We start from the raw sequence: 17,041 nt of genomic DNA, 5'->3' as shown, positions 1-17,041 counted from the left end.
GGAACGCGGTGTCGCCGTCAGTACGGCAGCACGTCGACGATGTCGCCTGCGGCGTAGTCGCGAGCGCCTTCCGGCAGCACGATCAGGGCGTTGCTGTCCGCGGCCGCACGCAACTGGTGGGACGCATCGGCGGTGTTGGGCAGGACCCGCAAGCCCCCCGTGCCATCGGGCGCCAGCTGGCCCCGCAGGAACTCGAGCCGGGCATGTTCCTTGCGCCAGGGAGCGCCCAGTCGCGCCTGCCAGGCGGGCCGCGGGTCATCGCGGCCCTGCAGGCTGTCCAGCAAGGCACGCCCCAGGGTCAGGAAGGTAGCCAAGGTCGACACCGGATTGCCCGGCAGGCAGAGGAACAGCGCGCGATCCCATTGCCCGAACAGCACGGGCATCCCCGGCTTCATGCGTACCTTCCAGAACACGATGCGGCCGTGGGCGTCCAGCAGGCCGGGAAGATGATCCTTCTGCCCCGCCGACACGCCGCCGCTGGTGATGACGACATCGAACGCGGAGGCCGCATCGGCCAGCATCACCTGCATGCGCTCCGGGTCGTCAGGCAGCGTGGGCCATGCGGTGGGCTCAAGGCCTTCGGCGCGCAACAGCCCCATGAGCAGGTCGCGATTGCTGTTGTAGACCTGTCCGGGCAACAGGGGCAGCCCGGGCTCCACCAGTTCGTCGCCCGTAGTGAAGACCGCCACGGTCGGTCGCCTCGCGACCGTCAGCGTGGCCAGCCCCAATGCAGCCGCCAGACCAGTCCGCGCAGGCGTCAGCACCTGGCCCGCGCGCATCACGTCCGCGCCGGCCTGGACATCCTCGCCCACGCGCCGCACGTCTGCACCACGCGAGAGTCCGGCCGGTATTTCCATGCCGCCATCGCGTTCGACGATGTCTTCCCGTATCGCCACCGTGTCGGTGCCGGTCGGCAGCGGCGCACCCGTCGTGATGCGGACGCACTCCCCCGGCCCGACCTGGAGCCCTCCTGCGACGCCGGCGTACTGGGCGCCCACCAGGCGCAACCAGGTGGGGACGCCATCCGCCAGGCTCGCCTGCGCGAACGCCACGCCATCCATCCGGCTGTTGTCGAACGAAGGCAGGTCGATGGGCGCGCGCACGGCATCTGCCAGCACGCGGCCGCCGGCGCGATTGAAAGCGAGGGATTCGGCGCCGGTGCGATGCGAGTGCGCCGTCTCCCGGATCAGCGCGATGGCTTCATCGACGGCGATGCGGGAGGGATACGCGGTCACTTGCTGCGCTTGACGTGCCGGATGAGGCGACGCTTCTTCGCGATCTGCTTCTCGGTCAGGACGTTCTTCTTCCCCTCGTAGGGGTTGGCGCCCTCGCGGAAGATGAAGCGCACCGGCGTACCGACCAGTTTGAAGCGCTTGCGGAAGAAGTTCTCCAGGTAGCGCTTGTACGATTCCGGCAGCACTTTCAGGCGCGTGCCGTGGACGATGAAGGTCGGCGGATTGGCGCCACCGGGGTGCACGTAACGCAGCTTGGAGACATGCCCGCGGATACTCGGCGGCGGATTGGTCTCGTACGCGATCTCCAGCGCCTTGTTGACTTCGCTGGTGCCGAATTCCTTCGTCGCCGAAGCGTGCGCGCGGTGGACTGCCTTGAACAATTCGCGCAGGCCCGAGCCATGCAGCGCGGAGATGCGCACCGCTTCCGCCCATTCGACGAAACCGAGCTTGCGGGCCAGCAGCGCTTCGGCCTGCTCGCGCTGGTAGGCCGTCAGGCCATCCCATTTGTTGATCGCCACGACCAGCGCGCGACCGGCGTCCAGCACCGCGCCCAGCACAGTCGCGTCCTGGTCGGTAACGCCTTCGGTAGCATCCAGCAACAGCACCGCGACCTGGCACTGCTCGATCGCCTGCAGCGTCTTGACCACGCTGAACTTCTCGACCGCTTCTTCCACCTTGCCCTTGCGGCGAAGGCCGGCGGTGTCGATCAGGCGGTACTGGCGACCATCCCGCTCCATGTCGACCGCGATCGAATCGCGCGTGGTGCCGGGCACCTCCGAGGCGATCATGCGCTCTTCACCCAGCAGGCGGTTCACCAGCGTGGACTTGCCCACGTTGGGCCGGCCGACGAAGGCCACGCGCATGCGGTCCGGGTCGTTGTCCAGGCCGACCGTCGCACCCTCTTCCGGCAGGCGCTGATGCACCTCTTCCAGCAGATCGTCGATGCCCTGGCGATGCGAAGCCGAGATCGTGGTGACGTCGGAGAAGCCATAGCGCGCGAAGTCCGCCAGGGCCGTGGACTCGTTGATGCCGTCGATCTTGTTGATGACCAGCAAGGTCGGGCGCGCCGTCTTGCGGAGCCACGCGAGGATTTCATCGTCCAGCGCGGAGGGGCCTTCGCGCCCGTCGACGATGAACAGCACGAGGTCGGCTTCTTCGGCCGCCGCACGCGCCTGGCGCGCCGTGGCGCCGGCCAGGCCTTCTTCCTCACCCGCGATGCCGCCCGTGTCGACCACCAGGAAAGGGGCGTCCTCGTCCAGGCGGCAGACGCCGTAGTTGCGGTCGCGGGTGACGCCCGGCTGGTCGTGCACCAGCGCATCGCGACTGCGCGTCAGCGCATTGAACAGGGTGGACTTGCCGACGTTGGGACGACCGACCAGGGCTACGAGGGGCAACATGGAGAGGCAACCAGATGAATATGAGCGGGGCCGGCACGAGGCGACCGAGGGCCACCGTGGGCACGCGAAGCCGTGCGGCAAGGGCGCGCCATGGTATCGGAATTGGGCTGCGCCCGCGAAAAAGGGCCGTCGAGGCGGCCCTTTTCCGGTCCCGTCGGGCGCGATGGACCGCGCCCCGGGGTGCTTACTTGAAACCGAAGGCCGTCAGGCCGCCTTCCACGTCCTGGACAATCAGGATGCCGTCCGCAACGACCGGCTTGCCGCGGAGGGCCTTTCTGCCCGCACGGGCGCGTCCGGCCACTTCGCCGTTGTCCGTCTTCAGCCAGTGCAGGTAACCGTCGTAATCGCCGACCACCGCATAGTCGCCGTGGATCGTCGGGGCGGTCAGCGAACGGCGCGCCAGCGTCGTGTTCGACCACAGCGAGCCGCCGCTGTACTTGTCCAGCGCCCAGACGGTACCCGCCGGATCGGACACCAGCACGGCACTGCTCGTCACGGCCAAGCCACCCGCGCCACCGTTCTCGCGCTTCCACAGCGGACGACCCGACGGGCCTTCGATGGCAAGGGTTTCTTTCTTGAAGCTGGTCGCGAACACCGTGGTGCCTTCCAGGACGGGAGCACCATCGACGTCCGCCATGCGCTCGAGCTCGCTGCGGCCTTCCGGCGTACCGACGGCCTGCGTCCACATCGGGCGGCCATCGTTGGACGACAGCGCGGTCAGCGTGCCGTCGTCGCTGCCGGCGAACAGGACGCCCGGCCCCGCGACCACCGGCGCGTTGCCGCGCACGGTCAGACTGGGCAGCTCGTGCGTCCAGAACCAGCGGCGCTCGCCCGTATCGGCGCTCAGCGCAGACACACGGCCATCGTTGGTACGGACGAACACCAGACCCTGCGCGATCGCAGGCGCCGAAATCACTTCGTTCGGCACCTTCACCTGCCACTTCTCGGCACCCGTCGAGGCATCGAGCGCGATCACCTGCCCGTCCAACGTGCCTACCGCAACCAGGCCTTCTCCTGCGCCGGGCCCACCGGACAGCCGAAGATCCGACTTGTACTGCCATACCTGCTTGCCGGTCTGCAGATCGAAGGCGCGCACACCACCTTCGACGGCTGCCGCATACACGCGACCGCCATCCACAACGGGCGCCTGTTGCAGGCCGAGACGCTTCTCGCCCTTGCCGGCGTTCGCGCTCCACAACTTGGAGACGCTGACGGTGGGCGTGATGTCGACCAGTTCGGCCGGCTCGGTCGGCTTTTCGTCGGCCTTGCTCCCGAACCAACCCTTGATGGTGCTGCAGCCGCCCAACACGGCCACGAGCATCGCGGCGGTCAGGACGCGCGTCGCGATGGTTCCGTTGCGACGATTCACGCGGCACCTCCCGTCTTGGGCAACGTGCCGCCGGCGTGGACCAGCTTCAACTCAACGATACGGCGCTGGGCAGAGGCCACGTCCAGGGCGGTCAGCGCACGCGTATAGGCTTCCTGCGCTTCCTTGGCCTTCCCGGTCGCGAACAGCGCGTCGCCGCGCACCTCGAGGCTGGAGGCGTCGTCGGCCTTGTCCAGCAGCTTCAGGGCTTCATCGTGCTTGCCGTTGTCGATCAGCAGGCGTGCGAGACGCAGGTTGACCAGCGGGCTCAGCGAGGCATCGGGCGTCAGGCTGCGCAGCGTGGCGATCGCGGCATCGCGCTCGCCGGCTTGCACCTGGGCTTTCGCCAACTGCAGCCCGGCGACGTCGGCGTACACCTCGTTCTCCTTGGTCAGCGCATCGACCGCGGCCTTGGACTGCTTCAGGTCGCCCTTCGCCAGGCCTTCGGCCGCCGCCTGGTAGTTCTGGTAGGCCGCCTCCTTCTTGCCTTGCTGGCTGTTCTGCCACCACTGCCAGCCGAAGATCACCGCCAGCCCCAGAGCCACGCCGCCCAGAAGGCCGGCGCCGTTGCTCCTCAGCCAACTGCGGACGCGTTCGCTTTGTTCGTGCTCGTCGAGCAGATCATCAATCGCCATGCGCTCTCTTGCCCCGTCTCAGGCGGGGTCTTGGTCTAGGTTGGACAGACCCGCGCGCGGGTCAGTCACCGACCGGCGCTAGGGAACCCTCAGAGGATACCGTAAAGCGTGCAACGTTCGCTCGCTGGAACGGCGCCAAGTCCACCGTACTCCCCGCTTGCTGAACCTCGACCGCCGTGGCATCGCCCAATTTGATGCGCCCCACTTCGCCCTGCGCATAACGTCGTTCCTCGCCCGCACGCACCAGCGCCTGCTCCACCTTGCGACCGTCTGGCGCGGTGATCTCGACCCAGCTGTCGCCCTTGAAGGTCAGCGAGAGCCACGACGACGCCGTGCGAGGCATCGGCGCCATCGACGCGACGAAGGGAGCCGCTTGCGGACGCGCCGCGGACTTGGACGGCGCTGCATCATCACCGACCGCAGTGGCGGCCTCCGGCACCACGTCCAGCGAGGCCGTGGCGGCCTCCGGCGCGGGCCCGGATGCGGGTCGCAGCGCCATCCAGATCGGCGTGACGATCACCACCGTCAACACCACATAGATGGCGCGGCGCTTGAAGCTCTCGAAGAAGTACTGCAACTGGGGCGTGTGGCCGTGGCTGACCAGTTCGGCCGGCGGCGCGACCGCCGTCTCCGCCTGGTGCAGGAACGGCTCCACATCCACCTTCAGCAGGCGTCCGTAGCTGCGCAGCTGCCCGCGCACGAACACCGCACCGCCGGACTGGTCCCACTGCCCCGCTTCCAGGGCCTGGACCACCTTGACCGGCATCTTCAGTCGCTGGCTGACATCCTGTATCGACAGGCCGGCCCGCTCGCGCGCCGACCGCAGTGCATCGCCGCACCCCTGCGGCATGCCCCCACTCACCGTTTCCATCATGGCCCTGCGTTTCCCCCGGTTGTGACGTCCCGCGCGTCGGGGAACTCCGCCCGAATGCGCTGAACATATCGACTGGCAGCGGCCTTGTCGCCGAGTCTTTCCTCGATCTGTGATGCGAGTTTCAACACTGCCACGGAGGCGGGCCCCGCAGCCAACCTCCGCTCGACGAAGGCCCGCGCGGACAGGTACTGCTGCCTGCGGAACTCCAGTTCTGCCATCGCGCCGAGCGCGGTCGCGTTGGTCGAATCGCGCGAGAGCGCCTGCCGCAGGTCCCGCTCGGCGCGCTCCGTCTGGCCGGTGGCCAGTGCGCAGTTGCCGGCATTGGCGAGCGCCACTTCAGGCGTGCCATAACCCCGCGCCTGCACCGCCCGGTCGAACCAGACGAGTGATTCGGCTTCGAAGCCGTTCGCGCAGAGCCACGTACCGTAATTGTTCTGCGCGGCGCCCTGTCCCGGCGCGAGTTCCGCCGCGCGGCGATAGTGCTCGCCGGCCGGGCCTGACTGCCCGCGACGGTCCGCAATGACTGCCAGCAACGTCAGGGCGTCCGCGGAGTCCGGCGCCTGCTTCAATGCGGCCCGCGCTTCCTTCTCGGCAGTGTCCAGGTCGCCGGCCTGCAGGCGCTGTACGGAGCGTGCCAGCATCATCTGCACGGATTGGCGACGCTTTACCTCGGGGCTGTCCTTGACGGAGTAGTCCTGGGTCAGTTGCTCGCCGTCCTTGCGTTCCATCTTGGAGCGGACGAAGGTGAATCGGCTGCAGGCGGTGGCCAGCAGGAGGGGGATCAGCAGCAGGCAGATCGCCTTATGCCGCATCGTCGATACCCTGTTCCTGCAGGTGGCGACGGAACTCCGCCTGGCGGCGGGTGCGATCCATCACCTGGCCCTTCAGCTGTCCGCAGGCCGCATCGATGTCGTCGCCGCGCGTGCGGCGCACCATCGTCAGCACCTGCGCATCGAGCAGCAGTTTCTGGAACGCGCGGATGTCTTCTTCCGGCGCCCGCTCGTAGCGGGTACCGGGGAACGGATTGAACGGAATGAGATTGACCTTGCCCGCATCCTTCAGCTGTGCGGCGTTGCTGAACTTGCGCATCAGCTGCGCCAGCTGGCGCGCATGCTCGGGCTGGTCGTTCACGCCCTTCATCAGCGTGTACTCGAACGTGACCGAGTCGCGCTTCTTGTTCGCCCGCAGATAGCGCACGCACGACGCCATGAGTTCTGCGATGGGGTACTTCTTGTTGAGCGGCACCAGCTGTTCGCGCAGCGCGTCGTTCGGCGCATGCAGCGAGACGGCCAGCGACACGTCGGTTTCGGTGGACAGCCGGTCGATCATCGGCACCAGGCCGGACGTCGACAGCGTGACGCGCTTGCTGGCCAGGCCGTAACCCAGGTCGTCGCGCATGATGTTCATCGCGCGCACGACGTTGTCGAAATTCAGCAGCGGCTCGCCCATGCCCATCATCACCACGTTGGTGAGGCGACGGTTCTGTGCGGGCACGTTGCCCAGATGGCGCGCCGTCACCCACACCTGGCCGATGATCTCGGCGGTGGTCAGGTTACGGTTGAAGCCCTGCGTGGCCGTCGAGCAGAAGGTGCAGTTCAGGCCGCAACCCACCTGCGACGACACGCAAAGCGTGCCGCGGCTCTTGTCGGGGATATAGACGGTTTCGACGGCATTCTTGCCGTCCACGCCCATGCCCAGCAGCCACTTGTGGGTACCGTCCGACGAGGGCTTGTCGAACACGACCTGCGGCACGACCACCTCGGCATGTTCCTGCAGCTTCGCGCGCAGGTTCTTGCCGAGATCGGTCATCTGCTCGAAGTCGGTGACGTAGCGATGGTGGATCCACTTCATCACCTGGTGCGCGCGGAACTTCTGCTCACCGAGCTTGCCGACGAAGAACTGTTCCAGCCCTTCGCGATCCAGGTCCATCAGGTTCTGTTTCGCAGACACGGGCGCGCCGATGGCCACGGACGGTGCGTCCGTGGCCAGCTTCAATTCGATCGGCGGCAGGTCGTGGCTGCTCATCGCATGTCGCTCAGCGCGAGAACACTTCGGTCGCGGCGAAGAAGTACGCGATTTCGATGTTGGCGTTCTCGACCGAATCCGAACCGTGCGCAGCATTGGCGTCGATCGAATCGGCGAAGTCGGCGCGGATCGTGCCCGGCGCAGCGTCCTTCGGGTTGGTGGCGCCGAGGATGTCGCGGTGCTTCAGCACGGCGCTCTCGCCTTCCAGCACCTGGATGGCGACCGGACCGGAGATCATGAACTCGACCAGCGCGTTGAAGAACGGGCGCTCGCGGTGCACGGCGTAGAAGCCTTCCGCTTCACGACGCGACAGGTGCTTCATCTTCACGGCAACGATCTTCAGACCGTTCTTTTCGAAACGGGCATAGATTTCGCCGATGACGTTCTTGGCGACGGCATCGGGCTTGACGATCGACAGGGTGCGCTCCAGCGCCATGGGGATTATCTCCGTTGGGCGGGCCACGTTACGGCCCAAGGTTAACATGAAAAACCCGCGTCGAAACGCGGGCTTAGACTAGAAAGCGTAGCGAGATTCTAACGTACCGCGTGCCGGTTTGCAGCCCTCGCGGGTCGCGATTGTGCAAAGCAGCATGACTTGCCCGGAGCCACCCCTGACAATGAGTCAAACAAGCGTTTGATTCATTGCCGGAGGGGCCATGGCCAACACCACGCATTTCTCGACCAAGGAACGGATCCTGGGTGCAGCCGAAGAGCTGTTCGCCCAGCACGGGTTCGCGGGCACCTCGCTGCGCCAGGTCACCAGTCGGGCCGACGTCAACATCGCGGCCGTGAACTACCACTTCGGCAGCAAGGAGAACCTCGTCAACGAGGTGTTCCGCCGCCGCATGGACGACATGACCGCTGCCCGCCTGTCCCAGTTGGAGAAGGCGCTGGCCGGGCATCCTGGCGAACTGGCCCCCATCCTGGCCGCGTTCGTCGAGCCGGCACTGGCGCTCGCCCAGGACCGCCACGGCGGCGGCGCCTTCGTCCGGGTGATCGCCCGCGCGTACGCCGAGAAGAACGATGGCCTGCGCCAGTTCCTGTCGGACCACTACGGCCACGTCCTGCGTGAATTCGGCAAGGCGATCGCCGCCTGCGTGCCGGGCCTCAGCAAGGAAGAACTTTACTGGCGGCTGGACTTTTTCTCCGGCGCCCTGACCTACGCCATGGCCGATTTCGGCCTGATCAAGCGCCCCACGGGCGTCACGGAAGCCGCGCATCGTGAGCGCGCCGCCCGCGAACTCATCCGCTTCGCCGAGGCCGGCCTGCGCGCCGACCATGTCTGAAACCCCTGCAATCCAAGGAAATTCCATGTCCAATCCATTGCTTGTACGCAAGGCGGCCGTGCTGGGCGCCGGTGTCATGGGCGCGCAGATCGCCGCGCACCTGACCAACGCCGGCGTCGACACGGTGCTGTTCGACCTGCCCGCCAAGGACGGGCACCCGGACGGCATCGTGCAAAAAGCCATCGCCAACCTGGCCAAGCTCAGCCCCGCGCCGCTGGCGAGCAAGTCGCTGGCCGAGGCGATCACGCCGGCCAACTACGAAACCGGCCTGGAGCACCTGAAGGGCTGCGATCTGATCATCGAGGCCATCGCCGAACGGATGGACTGGAAGCAGGACCTGTACAAGAAGATCGCCCCGTTCGTGGCGCCGCACGCCGTGCTGGCGAGCAACACATCCGGCTTGGGAATCAACAAGTTGGCTGAAGTTCTTCCAGAAGAACTTCGCCATCGTTTTTCCGGCGTGCACTTCTTCAACCCGCCGCGCTACATGCACCTCGCGGAGCTCATTCCGGCCAAGTCCACGGACAAGGCCGTGCTCGAGGGCCTGGAGACCTTCCTGACGACGACGCTCGGCAAGGGCGTGGTGTATGCGAAGGACACGCCCAACTTCATCGGCAACCGCATCGGCGTCTTCTCGATCCTGGCCACCGCCCATCACACGGGCGAGTTCAAGCTGGGCTTCGACGAGGTGGACGCCATCACCGGCCCGCTGATCGGCCGTCCGAAGTCCGCCACCTACCGCACCTCCGATGTCGTCGGCCTGGACACCATGGCCCACGTCATCAAGACCATGGCCGACACCCTGCCGGATGATCCGTGGCACGCCTACTTCAAGTCGCCGAAGTGGCTGGAGGCCCTTATCGCCAAGGGCGCACTGGGCCAGAAGACGGGCGCCGGCATCTTCCGCAAGGTCGGCAAGGACATCGTGGTCCTCGATCTGGAGAAGCAGGACTACCGCGCTTCCGACCGCACTGCGGCACCCGAGGTGGTCGAGATCCTGAAGATCAGGAACCCCGCCGAGAAGTTCGCCAAGCTGCGTGAGAGCCAGCACCCGCAGGCGCAGTTCCTGTGGGCGGTGTTCCGCGATCTGTTCCATTACAGCGCCTACCACCTGGCCGACATCGCCGAGACCGCGCGCGACGTGGACCTGGCGATCCGCTGGGGTTACGGCTGGTCGCTGGGCCCGTTCGAGACCTGGCAGGCCGCCGGCTGGAAGCAGGTGGCGCAGTGGATCGCCGACGATATCGTCGCCGGCAAGGCCATGAGCAGCGCACCGCTGCCGAACTGGGTGTTCGACGGCCGCGAAGGCGTGCACAGCGCCGAGGGCAGCTACAGCCCCGCCCGCAACGCCAAGCTGCCGCGCTCCTCGCTGGATGTCTATGCGCGCCAGCGTTTCCCCGATCCGCTGCTGGGCGAAGCCTTCGCACCGGGCGAAACGGTGTTCGAGAACGATGGCGTCCGCCTGTGGACCGACGGCGACGGCATCGGCGTGATCAGCTTCAAGACCAAGATGCACACGGTGTCCGACGCGGTGCTCGCCGGCGTGCAGGAATCGGTCGCGATCGCCGAACAGCGCTTCAAGGGTCTGGTGATCTGGCAGCCCAAGGAACCCTTCTCCGCCGGTGCCGACCTGGCCGGTGCGCTGGGCGCGCTGCAGGCCGGCAAGATCGCCGAGTTCGAGGCGATGGTGGCCAACTTCCAGGCGACCAGCCAGGCCATCAAATATTCGCTGGTGCCGGTCGTGGCCGCAGTGCGTGGCCTCGCCCTCGGCGGTGGCTGCGAGTTCCAGATGCACAGTGCACGTACCGTCGCGCACCTGGAAAGCTACATCGGTCTCGTCGAAGCGGGCGTCGGCCTGCTGCCGGCCGGCGGCGGCCTGAAGGAGCTCGCGGTGCGCGCGTCGCAGGCCGCAGGCCCGGGGGGCGATGTGTTCGCTGAGCTGAAGAAGACCTTCGAGACGATCGCGATGGCCAAGGTCTCCGCTTCCGCCGTCGAAGCCAAGGAACTCGGCCTGATGCGCGCGGGCGACAAGGTCGCCTTCAACGCCTACGAGCTGCTGCACATCGCCAAGCAGGAAGCCCTGGCGCTGGCCGAGACGGGTTACCGCCCGCCCCTGCCTGCACGTCGCATCCAGGTCGCCGGCGATGTCGGCATCGCCACCTTCAAGATGATGCTGGTGAACATGCTGGAAGGCCGCTTCATCAGCCCGTACGACTACGAGATCGCGGTACGCATCGCCACTGTGCTGTGCGGCGGCGAAGTGGATCGCGGCGCGGTGGTCGACGAGGAATGGCTGCTCAAGCTGGAGCGCAAGCACTTCGTCGAACTGGCCCAGCAGGAAAAGACCCAGGCCCGCATCGCGCACATGCTGAAGACCGGCAAGCCGCTGCGTAACTGACCGACGACGACACAGGACACCGAGACATGAGCAAGCAAGTACAAGAAGCCTATATCGTCGCCGCCACCCGCACGCCGGTCGGCAAGGCGCCCAAGGGCGTGTTCCGTAACACCCGCCCGGACGACATGCTGGCGCACGTGCTGAAGTCGGTCGTGGCCCAGGCCCCGGGCATCGACGTCAACCGCATCGACGACGCCATCATCGGCTGTGCGATGCCGGAAGCCGAGCAAGGCATGAACGTGGCGCGCATCGGCCTGTTGTTGGCCGGCCTGCCGAACACCATCGCCGCGCAGACCATCAATCGCTTCTGCTCGTCTGGCCTGCAGGCCGTGGCGATGGCGGCGGACCAGATCCGGCTCGGCAACGCCGACCTGATGCTGGCCGGCGGCACCGAGAGCATGAGCATGGTGCCGATGATGGGCAACAAGATCGCGATGGCGCCCAGCGTGTTCGACAACGACCATGTGGCCATCGCCTACGGCATGGGTATCACCGCCGAAAAAGTCGCCGAGGAATGGAAGATCTCGCGCGAAGACCAGGACGCGTTCGCCGTCGCTTCGCACCAGAAGGCGTTGGCGGCGCAGGCGGCGGGCGAGTTCCGGGACGAGATCAGCGCGTACGAAGTGATCTCGCGCCAGCCCGACCTCGCCGGCAACACGGTGCGGTTGAAGAAGCTGCTGGTCGAACAGGACGAAGGCCCGCGCGCCGACACGTCGCTGGAAGGCCTGGCCAAGCTGCGCACGGTGTTCCGCAATCCGCAGTTCGGCGGCACCGTCACCGCGGGCACGTCCTCGCAGATGAGCGACGGCGCGGCGGGCGTTCTGCTGGCGTCGGAGCAGGCGATCAAGGATTACGGCCTGACCCCGCTGGCGCGCTTCGTCAGTTTCTCGGTGGCCGGCGTGCGCCCGGAAGTGATGGGCATTGGCCCGATCGCGGCGATTCCGAAGGCCCTGAAGCAGGCTGGCCTGACCAAGGACCAGCTGGACTGGATCGAGCTCAACGAAGCGTTCGCCGCGCAGGCACTCGCCGTGATCCGCGACAGCGAACTGGACGCATCGAAGATCAACCCGCTGGGCGGCGCCATCGCACTGGGCCATCCGCTGGGTGCGACCGGCGCGATCCGCACCGCCACCCTCGTGCACGGCATGCGCCGTCACCAGAAGAAGTACGGCATGGTGACCATGTGCATCGGCACCGGCATGGGTGCGGCGGGTATTTTCGAGTCGCTCTGACGCTCAGGAAGCTGCAAAGGACATGGCGCCGCGAGGCGCCATGTCCGTTTCCGGGAACCGAAACTCAGGCCAGGCGCGCGCCGTTGGGGACGGGCCGCTCCACCGCCGTCACCACGACCCCCGCATCGGTGTGGAAGCCGGTAAGCAGGAACTCCGACAGGAACGGCCCAACCTGCTTGGGCGGGAAATTGATGACGCCCACGACCTGCCGACCTACGAGGTCATCCACGCCGTAGAGCGCATGGATCTGCGCGCTGGTCTTCCTGATGCCATGCGGCCCGAAGTCCACCCAGACCTTCCACGCCGGCTTGCGTGCCTCCGGAAAGGGTTCTACGCGCACGACCGTGCCGGCGCACAAGTGCACCTTCTCGAAATCCGACCAACTGATCTCTCCGCTCTCCACGCTCATCCTCCCCTCGCCTGTTCCCGCCAGTCCTTCCAGGCATCCCTGGATTCCGCCCACCAGTAGCTCAGCTGCGCTCCCAGGAATCCCGCAGGTTTCAGCGCAGATACCAGGCCATAGTCGGCGAACTCCCGCCATCGGCCGTCGCCCTCTGCGATCGCGGCCGCCAGGACTTCACCCGCGAACGTGGTGGGCGCGACCCCATGTCCGCCGAACGCCTGCGCAAGCCACAAGCCGGGCTCGACCTGTCCGATCTGCGGCATCTGGTGGCGTGCGTAGCTCATCAGCCCCGACCATGCGTAGTCGACGCCGATACCCTCCAGTTGCGGAAACACCTTCAACATGTCCCGGTAAAGCAGCCGGCGCACCGCGGCCGGCGACCGGTCGAGCACGGAAATCCGCCCTCCCCAGAGGATGCGGGTATCCGGCAGCGGTCGGTAGTAATCGAAGGCGAAACGCGTGTCGTATATCGCGGCCCCCGTCTGCAGCACCTCGGACATGCGGGAACCCAACGGCGAGGTGACCATCACGTAGGTCGCGATGGGCAGGACGCCCGCATCGACGCGTGCACGCAGGCCTGCGAGATAACCACCGCACGCGAGCACGACCTGCGCAGCCTGGATCTCGCCTTCCGGTGTGCGGACATGCCACACGCCGCCGATGCGTTCCAGCGAAACCGCTGGCGAATCCGCATGCACGGCTACGCCCGCGTCGGCCGCGGCCCGCGCGAGTCCCGTCGCATAGTTCAGGGGATGGAAATGGAATCCCTGCGGTTCGAACAAACCGTCGTGATAACGGGCGGAGTGAACCCGGGTTCGCAGCTCTTCCCGAGACCACCAGGTCCAGTGCGTATCGTAGTGCCGCGCCAGCAGGCTCTGGCGTTCGCGCAGCACGCCGCCGTCCTTGAACCAGTTCGCCCAGATCACGCCCTGTTCGGTGGGTTCGCACTCGATCGCGTACCGCCTGATCCGTTCCCGGATCAACTCGACCGCCTGGACCGTGCCGCCGTACAGCGCGTTGGCACGGTCGGGTCCGAGTTCCCGGAACAACGCGTCTTCGCCGCGCGAGAAACCGCCGAAGACGAATCCTCCGTTGCGCCCGGAGGCCCCGAAACCGGGGGTCTTGGCCTCCAGCAGGACGACGTCGCCCACGCCACGCTCGGCCAGCCCAAGCGCCGTGTTCAACCCCGCGAAGCCCCCGCCGATCACGCAAACGGCTGCTTCACGGCGCCCTTTCAGCGGCGCATGCGCACGGGACGGCGCTGCCGTCGCAAGGTAGTAGCTGGAAACAGGTTCGGTCATGGCGCCGTCGTCGCGAGGATCGGGAAAGCTCCCCGAGCCCGCGACGGTGCCCTGCCCGATGACTTACTGCAAGTCCCGCACGCCCAGTTCGCTCAGTGCGTTCTGCATGGTGTCGCGCGCCGCATCGCTGAGCTTCTCGTGGTCCAGCGCGTAGCGGATCGTCGCCTCGATCAACCCGATATGCGTGCCGCAATCGAAGCGCGTGCCCTGGAACCGATAGGCATGCACGGGCTTTTCACGCAGCAACTGCGCGATGCCGTCGGTCAGCTGGATCTCGCCGCCGGCGCCGGGCGTCGTGTTCTCCAGCAACTCGAAAATGCGGCCATCCAGTACATAACGCCCCACCACGGCGAGCGTGCTGGGCGCGTCTTCCGGCTTCGGTTTCTCGACGATCGCGTCGATCCGGCCTTCGCGCCCATTGAAGGACTCGGTGGCGACGATGCCGTAACTGCCGGTCTGCTCGGGCGCAACGTCCTGCACGGCGATGACACTGGCACCCGATCGTTCGGCGGCATCCGCCATCTGCTTCAGCGCACCAGGCCCCCGGTTCCAGATAAGGTCATCGGGGAGCAGCACGGCGAACGGTTCGTTTCCGACGATGGGCTTGGCGCACAGCACCGCGTGTCCCAAGCCCAGGGCCTCGGCCTGGGTCACGAACACGGCACGTACGTGCGACGGCAGGACATTGCGGACGAGATCGAGCTGTTCCTGCTTGCCCGCCTGCTCGAGCTTCTGCTCCAGCTCGTAGGCCTTGTCGAAATAGTCCGCCACCGCGTGCTTGTAGCGATTGGTGACGAAGATCAGCGTGTCGCAACCCGCCTCGACCGCTTCATCGACGGCGTACTGGATCAGCGGCCGGTCGATGATCGGCAGCATTTCCTTGGGAACGGTCTTGGTCGCGGGCAGGAAGCGGGTGCCGAGTCCCGCGACGGGGAACACGGCCTTGCGAATACGGGGCGAAGTCATCGAGTCCTACGGGCATCTCGGCCAGGGAAGACCACGATATTAGCCGAAGCCTCGTCATGGGCATTTGACAGGGGCGAGAACTCCGGCACGGCGACACGCAGCACTTCACCCAGCTCGGTCGTGTCGTAGCGCGCATGCGCAGCACGCATGCGCTGCAGCGCAAGCTCGATGAACTCGGGCGACACATCGCGCGCGAAAGCCTTCATGATCTTGGAGTGCGAGGTCGGCTGATAGCGCTCGTCGGCATGGAACAGCGTCTCGTGCAGCTTTTCGCCGGGACGCAAGCCGGTGTACACGATGGCGATGTCGCGACCGGGCTGCTTGCCGGCCAGCCGTATCATCTGTTCGGCGAGCAGGCGGATCGGCACCGGGTCGCCCATGTCGAGCGTATAGATCGAAGCGTGCGCCGCGCCGGAAGCCGCCTGGAGGATCAGCTGGCAGGCTTCAGGGATGGTCATGAAATAACGGGTCACGTCCGGGTCGGTCACGGTCACCGGCCCGCCCTTGCGGATCTGCTCGCGGAACAGCGGTACCACGCTGCCGGCCGAGTCCAGCACATTGCCGAAACGCACGGTCACGTAGCGGGTGCTGGAACGGGCATCGTCCAGCGCCTGGCAGGCCATTTCCGCCAGGCGCTTTGTGGCGCCCAGCACATTGACCGGATCCACGGCCTTGTCGGTGGAGATCAAGACGAACGTCGAGACGCCCGCCTCACGGCAGGCACGCGCCACGGTCTCGGTCGCCAGGACATTGTTGCCTACCGCTTCACGCAGGTGGCTTTCCAGCAAAGGCACCTGCTTGTAGGCCGCCGCATGGAACACCGCATCCGGCTCGGCCACGAGCAGTGCATGCGCGATCACGGCGGGATCGCCGCAATTGCCCAGGACCGGCAACACCTCCAGATCCGGGAATGCTCGGCGCAGGTCGCCCTGGATGGTGATGAGGGCGAGTTCGTCGATCTCGACCAGGGCGATCCGCTGCGCGCCATGGCGTGCGCACTGGCGGCACAGCTCCGAACCGATGGATCCGCCAGCCCCGGTGACCATCACGGTGCGCCCGCCCAACCAACCACGGATCAATTTCCAGTCGGGAGTCACCGACTTGCGGCCCAGCAGATCCTCGATCGCGACCTCCTTGAGGTCGCCCGGCATCGACTGGCCTTCCAGCACGTTGACCAGGCGCGGCACCATGCGGAAAGGCAAGCCTGTGCTTTCGCAGATCGCGACGACACGCTGCATCGCCGGCGCATCCAGCGAGGGCATGGCGATGACCAGCATGCGGGCCGCCGTTTCGCGGGCGACGGCGGCGGCATCTTCCAACCCGCCCAGTACGGGCACGCCCTGGAGCTTGGAACCGTGCAGGCGCGCCGCGTCATCCAGAAAGGCGACGGGATGGTAGACCCCGGTCCGGCGCAGTTCGCGGACCAGTGCCTCGCCTGCGCGCCCTGCGCCCATGATCAGGACCCGCGAAGCGCTTTCATGGGTCCGCTGTACCTGGCTGTCTTTCCAGGCGCGGTACGCCAGCCGTGGAAAGCCCAGGAAGCCCACCAGCGCAAACGGATAGAAGCCCAGCACCGCGCGCGGCGTGGAGCCGAACCGGTTATAGAAGAACAGGCCGAGCACGACACCGAGGAACCCCAGCGCACAGGCCTTCACGATGTTCCAAAGATCCGGCAGGCTGGCGAATCGCCACAGGCCCCGATACAGCCCCATCCACCAGAACACGACGCCCTGCGCCACCAGTACGATGGCGATCTCGTTGGACCACAGGGGGAACTCGGGGCCGTGCGCCAGCATCGCGTACCGAAGTCGGTGCAACACCTGCCAACAGACCCAGACCATCGCCAGATCGTGAACGGCCACCAGCACGCGGGGCATCCAGCTACTTACTCGGTCCCGCCAGGAATCCATCAGGTCCATCTCC

At 66.6% G+C, this 17,041-nt stretch carries 15 protein-coding genes; 3 read left to right on the top strand and 12 right to left on the bottom strand.

The features are described from left to right. Positions 1–17 precede the first annotated feature (17 nt). The 8 genes from glp to ndk form a co-directional block, all read right to left on the bottom strand. The gene (gene glp / locus ASD72_RS03885) at positions 18–1,235 is read right to left on the bottom strand and encodes a gephyrin-like molybdotransferase Glp (RefSeq protein ID WP_056878672.1); all 1,218 of its coding nucleotides are present in this window, start codon (positions 1,233–1,235) and stop codon (positions 18–20) included. Then, positions 1,232–2,632 (bottom strand): ribosome biogenesis GTPase Der, encoded by a 1,401-nt coding sequence (gene der / locus ASD72_RS03880; protein ID WP_056878671.1) that lies wholly within the window; start codon positions 2,630–2,632, stop codon positions 1,232–1,234. Before der ends, glp begins: the two co-directional genes overlap by 4 nt. Before the next feature lie 184 nt (positions 2,633–2,816). Further along, positions 2,817–3,980 (bottom strand): outer membrane protein assembly factor BamB, encoded by a 1,164-nt coding sequence (gene bamB / locus ASD72_RS03875; protein ID WP_081420132.1) that lies wholly within the window; start codon positions 3,978–3,980, stop codon positions 2,817–2,819. A gap of 17 nt (positions 3,981–3,997) precedes the next feature. Next, positions 3,998–4,633 carry a tetratricopeptide repeat protein gene (locus ASD72_RS03870; protein ID WP_056878670.1) on the bottom strand — a complete coding sequence of 212 codons (636 nt, stop codon included), beginning with the start codon at positions 4,631–4,633 and terminating at the stop codon, positions 3,998–4,000. Positions 4,634–4,694: 61 nt separating this feature from the next. Further along, positions 4,695–5,483: a helix-turn-helix domain-containing protein gene (locus ASD72_RS03865; protein WP_235577927.1), complete on the bottom strand. Its 789-nt coding sequence runs from the start codon at positions 5,481–5,483 to the stop codon at positions 4,695–4,697. A 20-nt stretch (positions 5,484–5,503) separates the two neighbouring features. Then, positions 5,504–6,319 (bottom strand): type IV pilus biogenesis/stability protein PilW, encoded by an 816-nt coding sequence (gene pilW, locus ASD72_RS03860; protein WP_056878668.1) that lies wholly within the window; start codon positions 6,317–6,319, stop codon positions 5,504–5,506. Further along, the gene (gene rlmN, locus ASD72_RS03855) at positions 6,309–7,532 is read right to left on the bottom strand and encodes a 23S rRNA (adenine(2503)-C(2))-methyltransferase RlmN (protein WP_081420124.1); all 1,224 of its coding nucleotides are present in this window, start codon (positions 7,530–7,532) and stop codon (positions 6,309–6,311) included. The genes pilW and rlmN overlap by 11 nt, the downstream gene beginning before the upstream one ends. 10 nt (positions 7,533–7,542) lie before the next feature. Then, entirely contained in the window at positions 7,543–7,968 is a 426-nt protein-coding gene (gene ndk, locus ASD72_RS03850; RefSeq protein WP_056878667.1) for a nucleoside-diphosphate kinase, read from the bottom strand. 220 nt (positions 7,969–8,188) lie between these two features. On the opposite strand from ndk, the gene ASD72_RS03845 reads away from it, so the two are divergent. Genes ASD72_RS03845 through ASD72_RS03835 form a run of 3 tightly spaced genes read left to right on the top strand, consistent with a single transcriptional unit; the run spans position 8,189 to position 12,448 of the window. Further along, entirely contained in the window at positions 8,189–8,818 is a 630-nt protein-coding gene (locus ASD72_RS03845) for a TetR family transcriptional regulator (protein WP_056878666.1), read from the top strand. 25 nt (positions 8,819–8,843) lie between these two features. Next, positions 8,844–11,216 (top strand): 3-hydroxyacyl-CoA dehydrogenase/enoyl-CoA hydratase family protein, encoded by a 2,373-nt coding sequence (locus ASD72_RS03840; RefSeq protein ID WP_056878665.1) that lies wholly within the window; start codon positions 8,844–8,846, stop codon positions 11,214–11,216. Positions 11,217–11,242: 26 nt separating this feature from the next. Further along, positions 11,243–12,448 (top strand): acetyl-CoA C-acyltransferase, encoded by a 1,206-nt coding sequence (locus ASD72_RS03835; RefSeq protein WP_056878664.1) that lies wholly within the window; start codon positions 11,243–11,245, stop codon positions 12,446–12,448. 64 nt (positions 12,449–12,512) lie between these two features. On the opposite strand, the gene ASD72_RS03830 is transcribed toward ASD72_RS03835, so the two are convergent. From ASD72_RS03830 to ASD72_RS03815, 4 genes are all read right to left on the bottom strand, one after another. Next, the gene (locus ASD72_RS03830; RefSeq protein ID WP_056878663.1) at positions 12,513–12,857 is read right to left on the bottom strand and encodes a tRNA-binding protein; all 345 of its coding nucleotides are present in this window, start codon (positions 12,855–12,857) and stop codon (positions 12,513–12,515) included. Continuing rightward, complete coding sequence (locus tag ASD72_RS03825) at positions 12,854–14,152, bottom strand: FAD-binding oxidoreductase (RefSeq protein WP_056878662.1); 1,299 nt, start codon at positions 14,150–14,152, stop codon at positions 12,854–12,856. The genes ASD72_RS03830 and ASD72_RS03825 overlap by 4 nt, the downstream gene beginning before the upstream one ends. A gap of 63 nt (positions 14,153–14,215) precedes the next feature. Further along, a complete protein-coding gene (galU, locus tag ASD72_RS03820) occupies positions 14,216–15,118 on the bottom strand; it encodes a UTP--glucose-1-phosphate uridylyltransferase GalU (protein WP_056878661.1) in 903 nt (300 codons plus the stop codon). Beyond that, complete coding sequence (locus ASD72_RS03815) at positions 15,115–17,028, bottom strand: nucleoside-diphosphate sugar epimerase/dehydratase (RefSeq protein WP_056878730.1); 1,914 nt, start codon at positions 17,026–17,028, stop codon at positions 15,115–15,117. The genes galU and ASD72_RS03815 overlap by 4 nt, the downstream gene beginning before the upstream one ends. Positions 17,029–17,041: the final 13 nt, after the last annotated feature.

The sequence above is a fragment of the Pseudoxanthomonas sp. Root630 genome (genome assembly GCF_001427585.1).
GTDB lineage: Bacteria > Pseudomonadota > Gammaproteobacteria > Xanthomonadales > Xanthomonadaceae > Pseudoxanthomonas_A.
Note: the sequence above shows the minus strand (reverse complement) of the source record. Positions and strands in the feature narration are given on the sequence as shown.

Excerpts from the sequence above, each read along its gene's own strand:
- der (WP_056878671.1), bottom strand. The coding sequence starts at position 2,632 with ATGTTGCCCCTCGTAGCCCTGGTCGGTCGTCCCAACGTCGGCAAGTCC.
- ASD72_RS03870 (WP_056878670.1), bottom strand. The coding sequence starts at position 4,633 with ATGGCGATTGATGATCTGCTCGACGAGCACGAACAAAGCGAACGCGTC.
- ASD72_RS03865 (WP_235577927.1), bottom strand. The coding sequence starts at position 5,483 with ATGCCGCAGGGGTGCGGCGATGCACTGCGGTCGGCGCGCGAGCGGGCC.
- pilW (WP_056878668.1), bottom strand. The coding sequence starts at position 6,319 with ATGCGGCATAAGGCGATCTGCCTGCTGCTGATCCCCCTCCTGCTGGCC.
- rlmN (WP_081420124.1), bottom strand. The coding sequence starts at position 7,532 with ATGAGCAGCCACGACCTGCCGCCGATCGAATTGAAGCTGGCCACGGAC.
- ndk (WP_056878667.1), bottom strand. The coding sequence starts at position 7,968 with ATGGCGCTGGAGCGCACCCTGTCGATCGTCAAGCCCGATGCCGTCGCC.
- ASD72_RS03845 (WP_056878666.1), top strand. The coding sequence starts at position 8,189 with ATGGCCAACACCACGCATTTCTCGACCAAGGAACGGATCCTGGGTGCA.
- ASD72_RS03840 (WP_056878665.1), top strand. The coding sequence starts at position 8,844 with ATGTCCAATCCATTGCTTGTACGCAAGGCGGCCGTGCTGGGCGCCGGT.
- ASD72_RS03835 (WP_056878664.1), top strand. The coding sequence starts at position 11,243 with ATGAGCAAGCAAGTACAAGAAGCCTATATCGTCGCCGCCACCCGCACG.
- ASD72_RS03830 (WP_056878663.1), bottom strand. The coding sequence starts at position 12,857 with ATGAGCGTGGAGAGCGGAGAGATCAGTTGGTCGGATTTCGAGAAGGTG.
- ASD72_RS03825 (WP_056878662.1), bottom strand. The coding sequence starts at position 14,152 with ATGACCGAACCTGTTTCCAGCTACTACCTTGCGACGGCAGCGCCGTCC.
- galU (WP_056878661.1), bottom strand. The coding sequence starts at position 15,118 with ATGACTTCGCCCCGTATTCGCAAGGCCGTGTTCCCCGTCGCGGGACTC.
- ASD72_RS03815 (WP_056878730.1), bottom strand. The coding sequence starts at position 17,028 with ATGGATTCCTGGCGGGACCGAGTAAGTAGCTGGATGCCCCGCGTGCTG.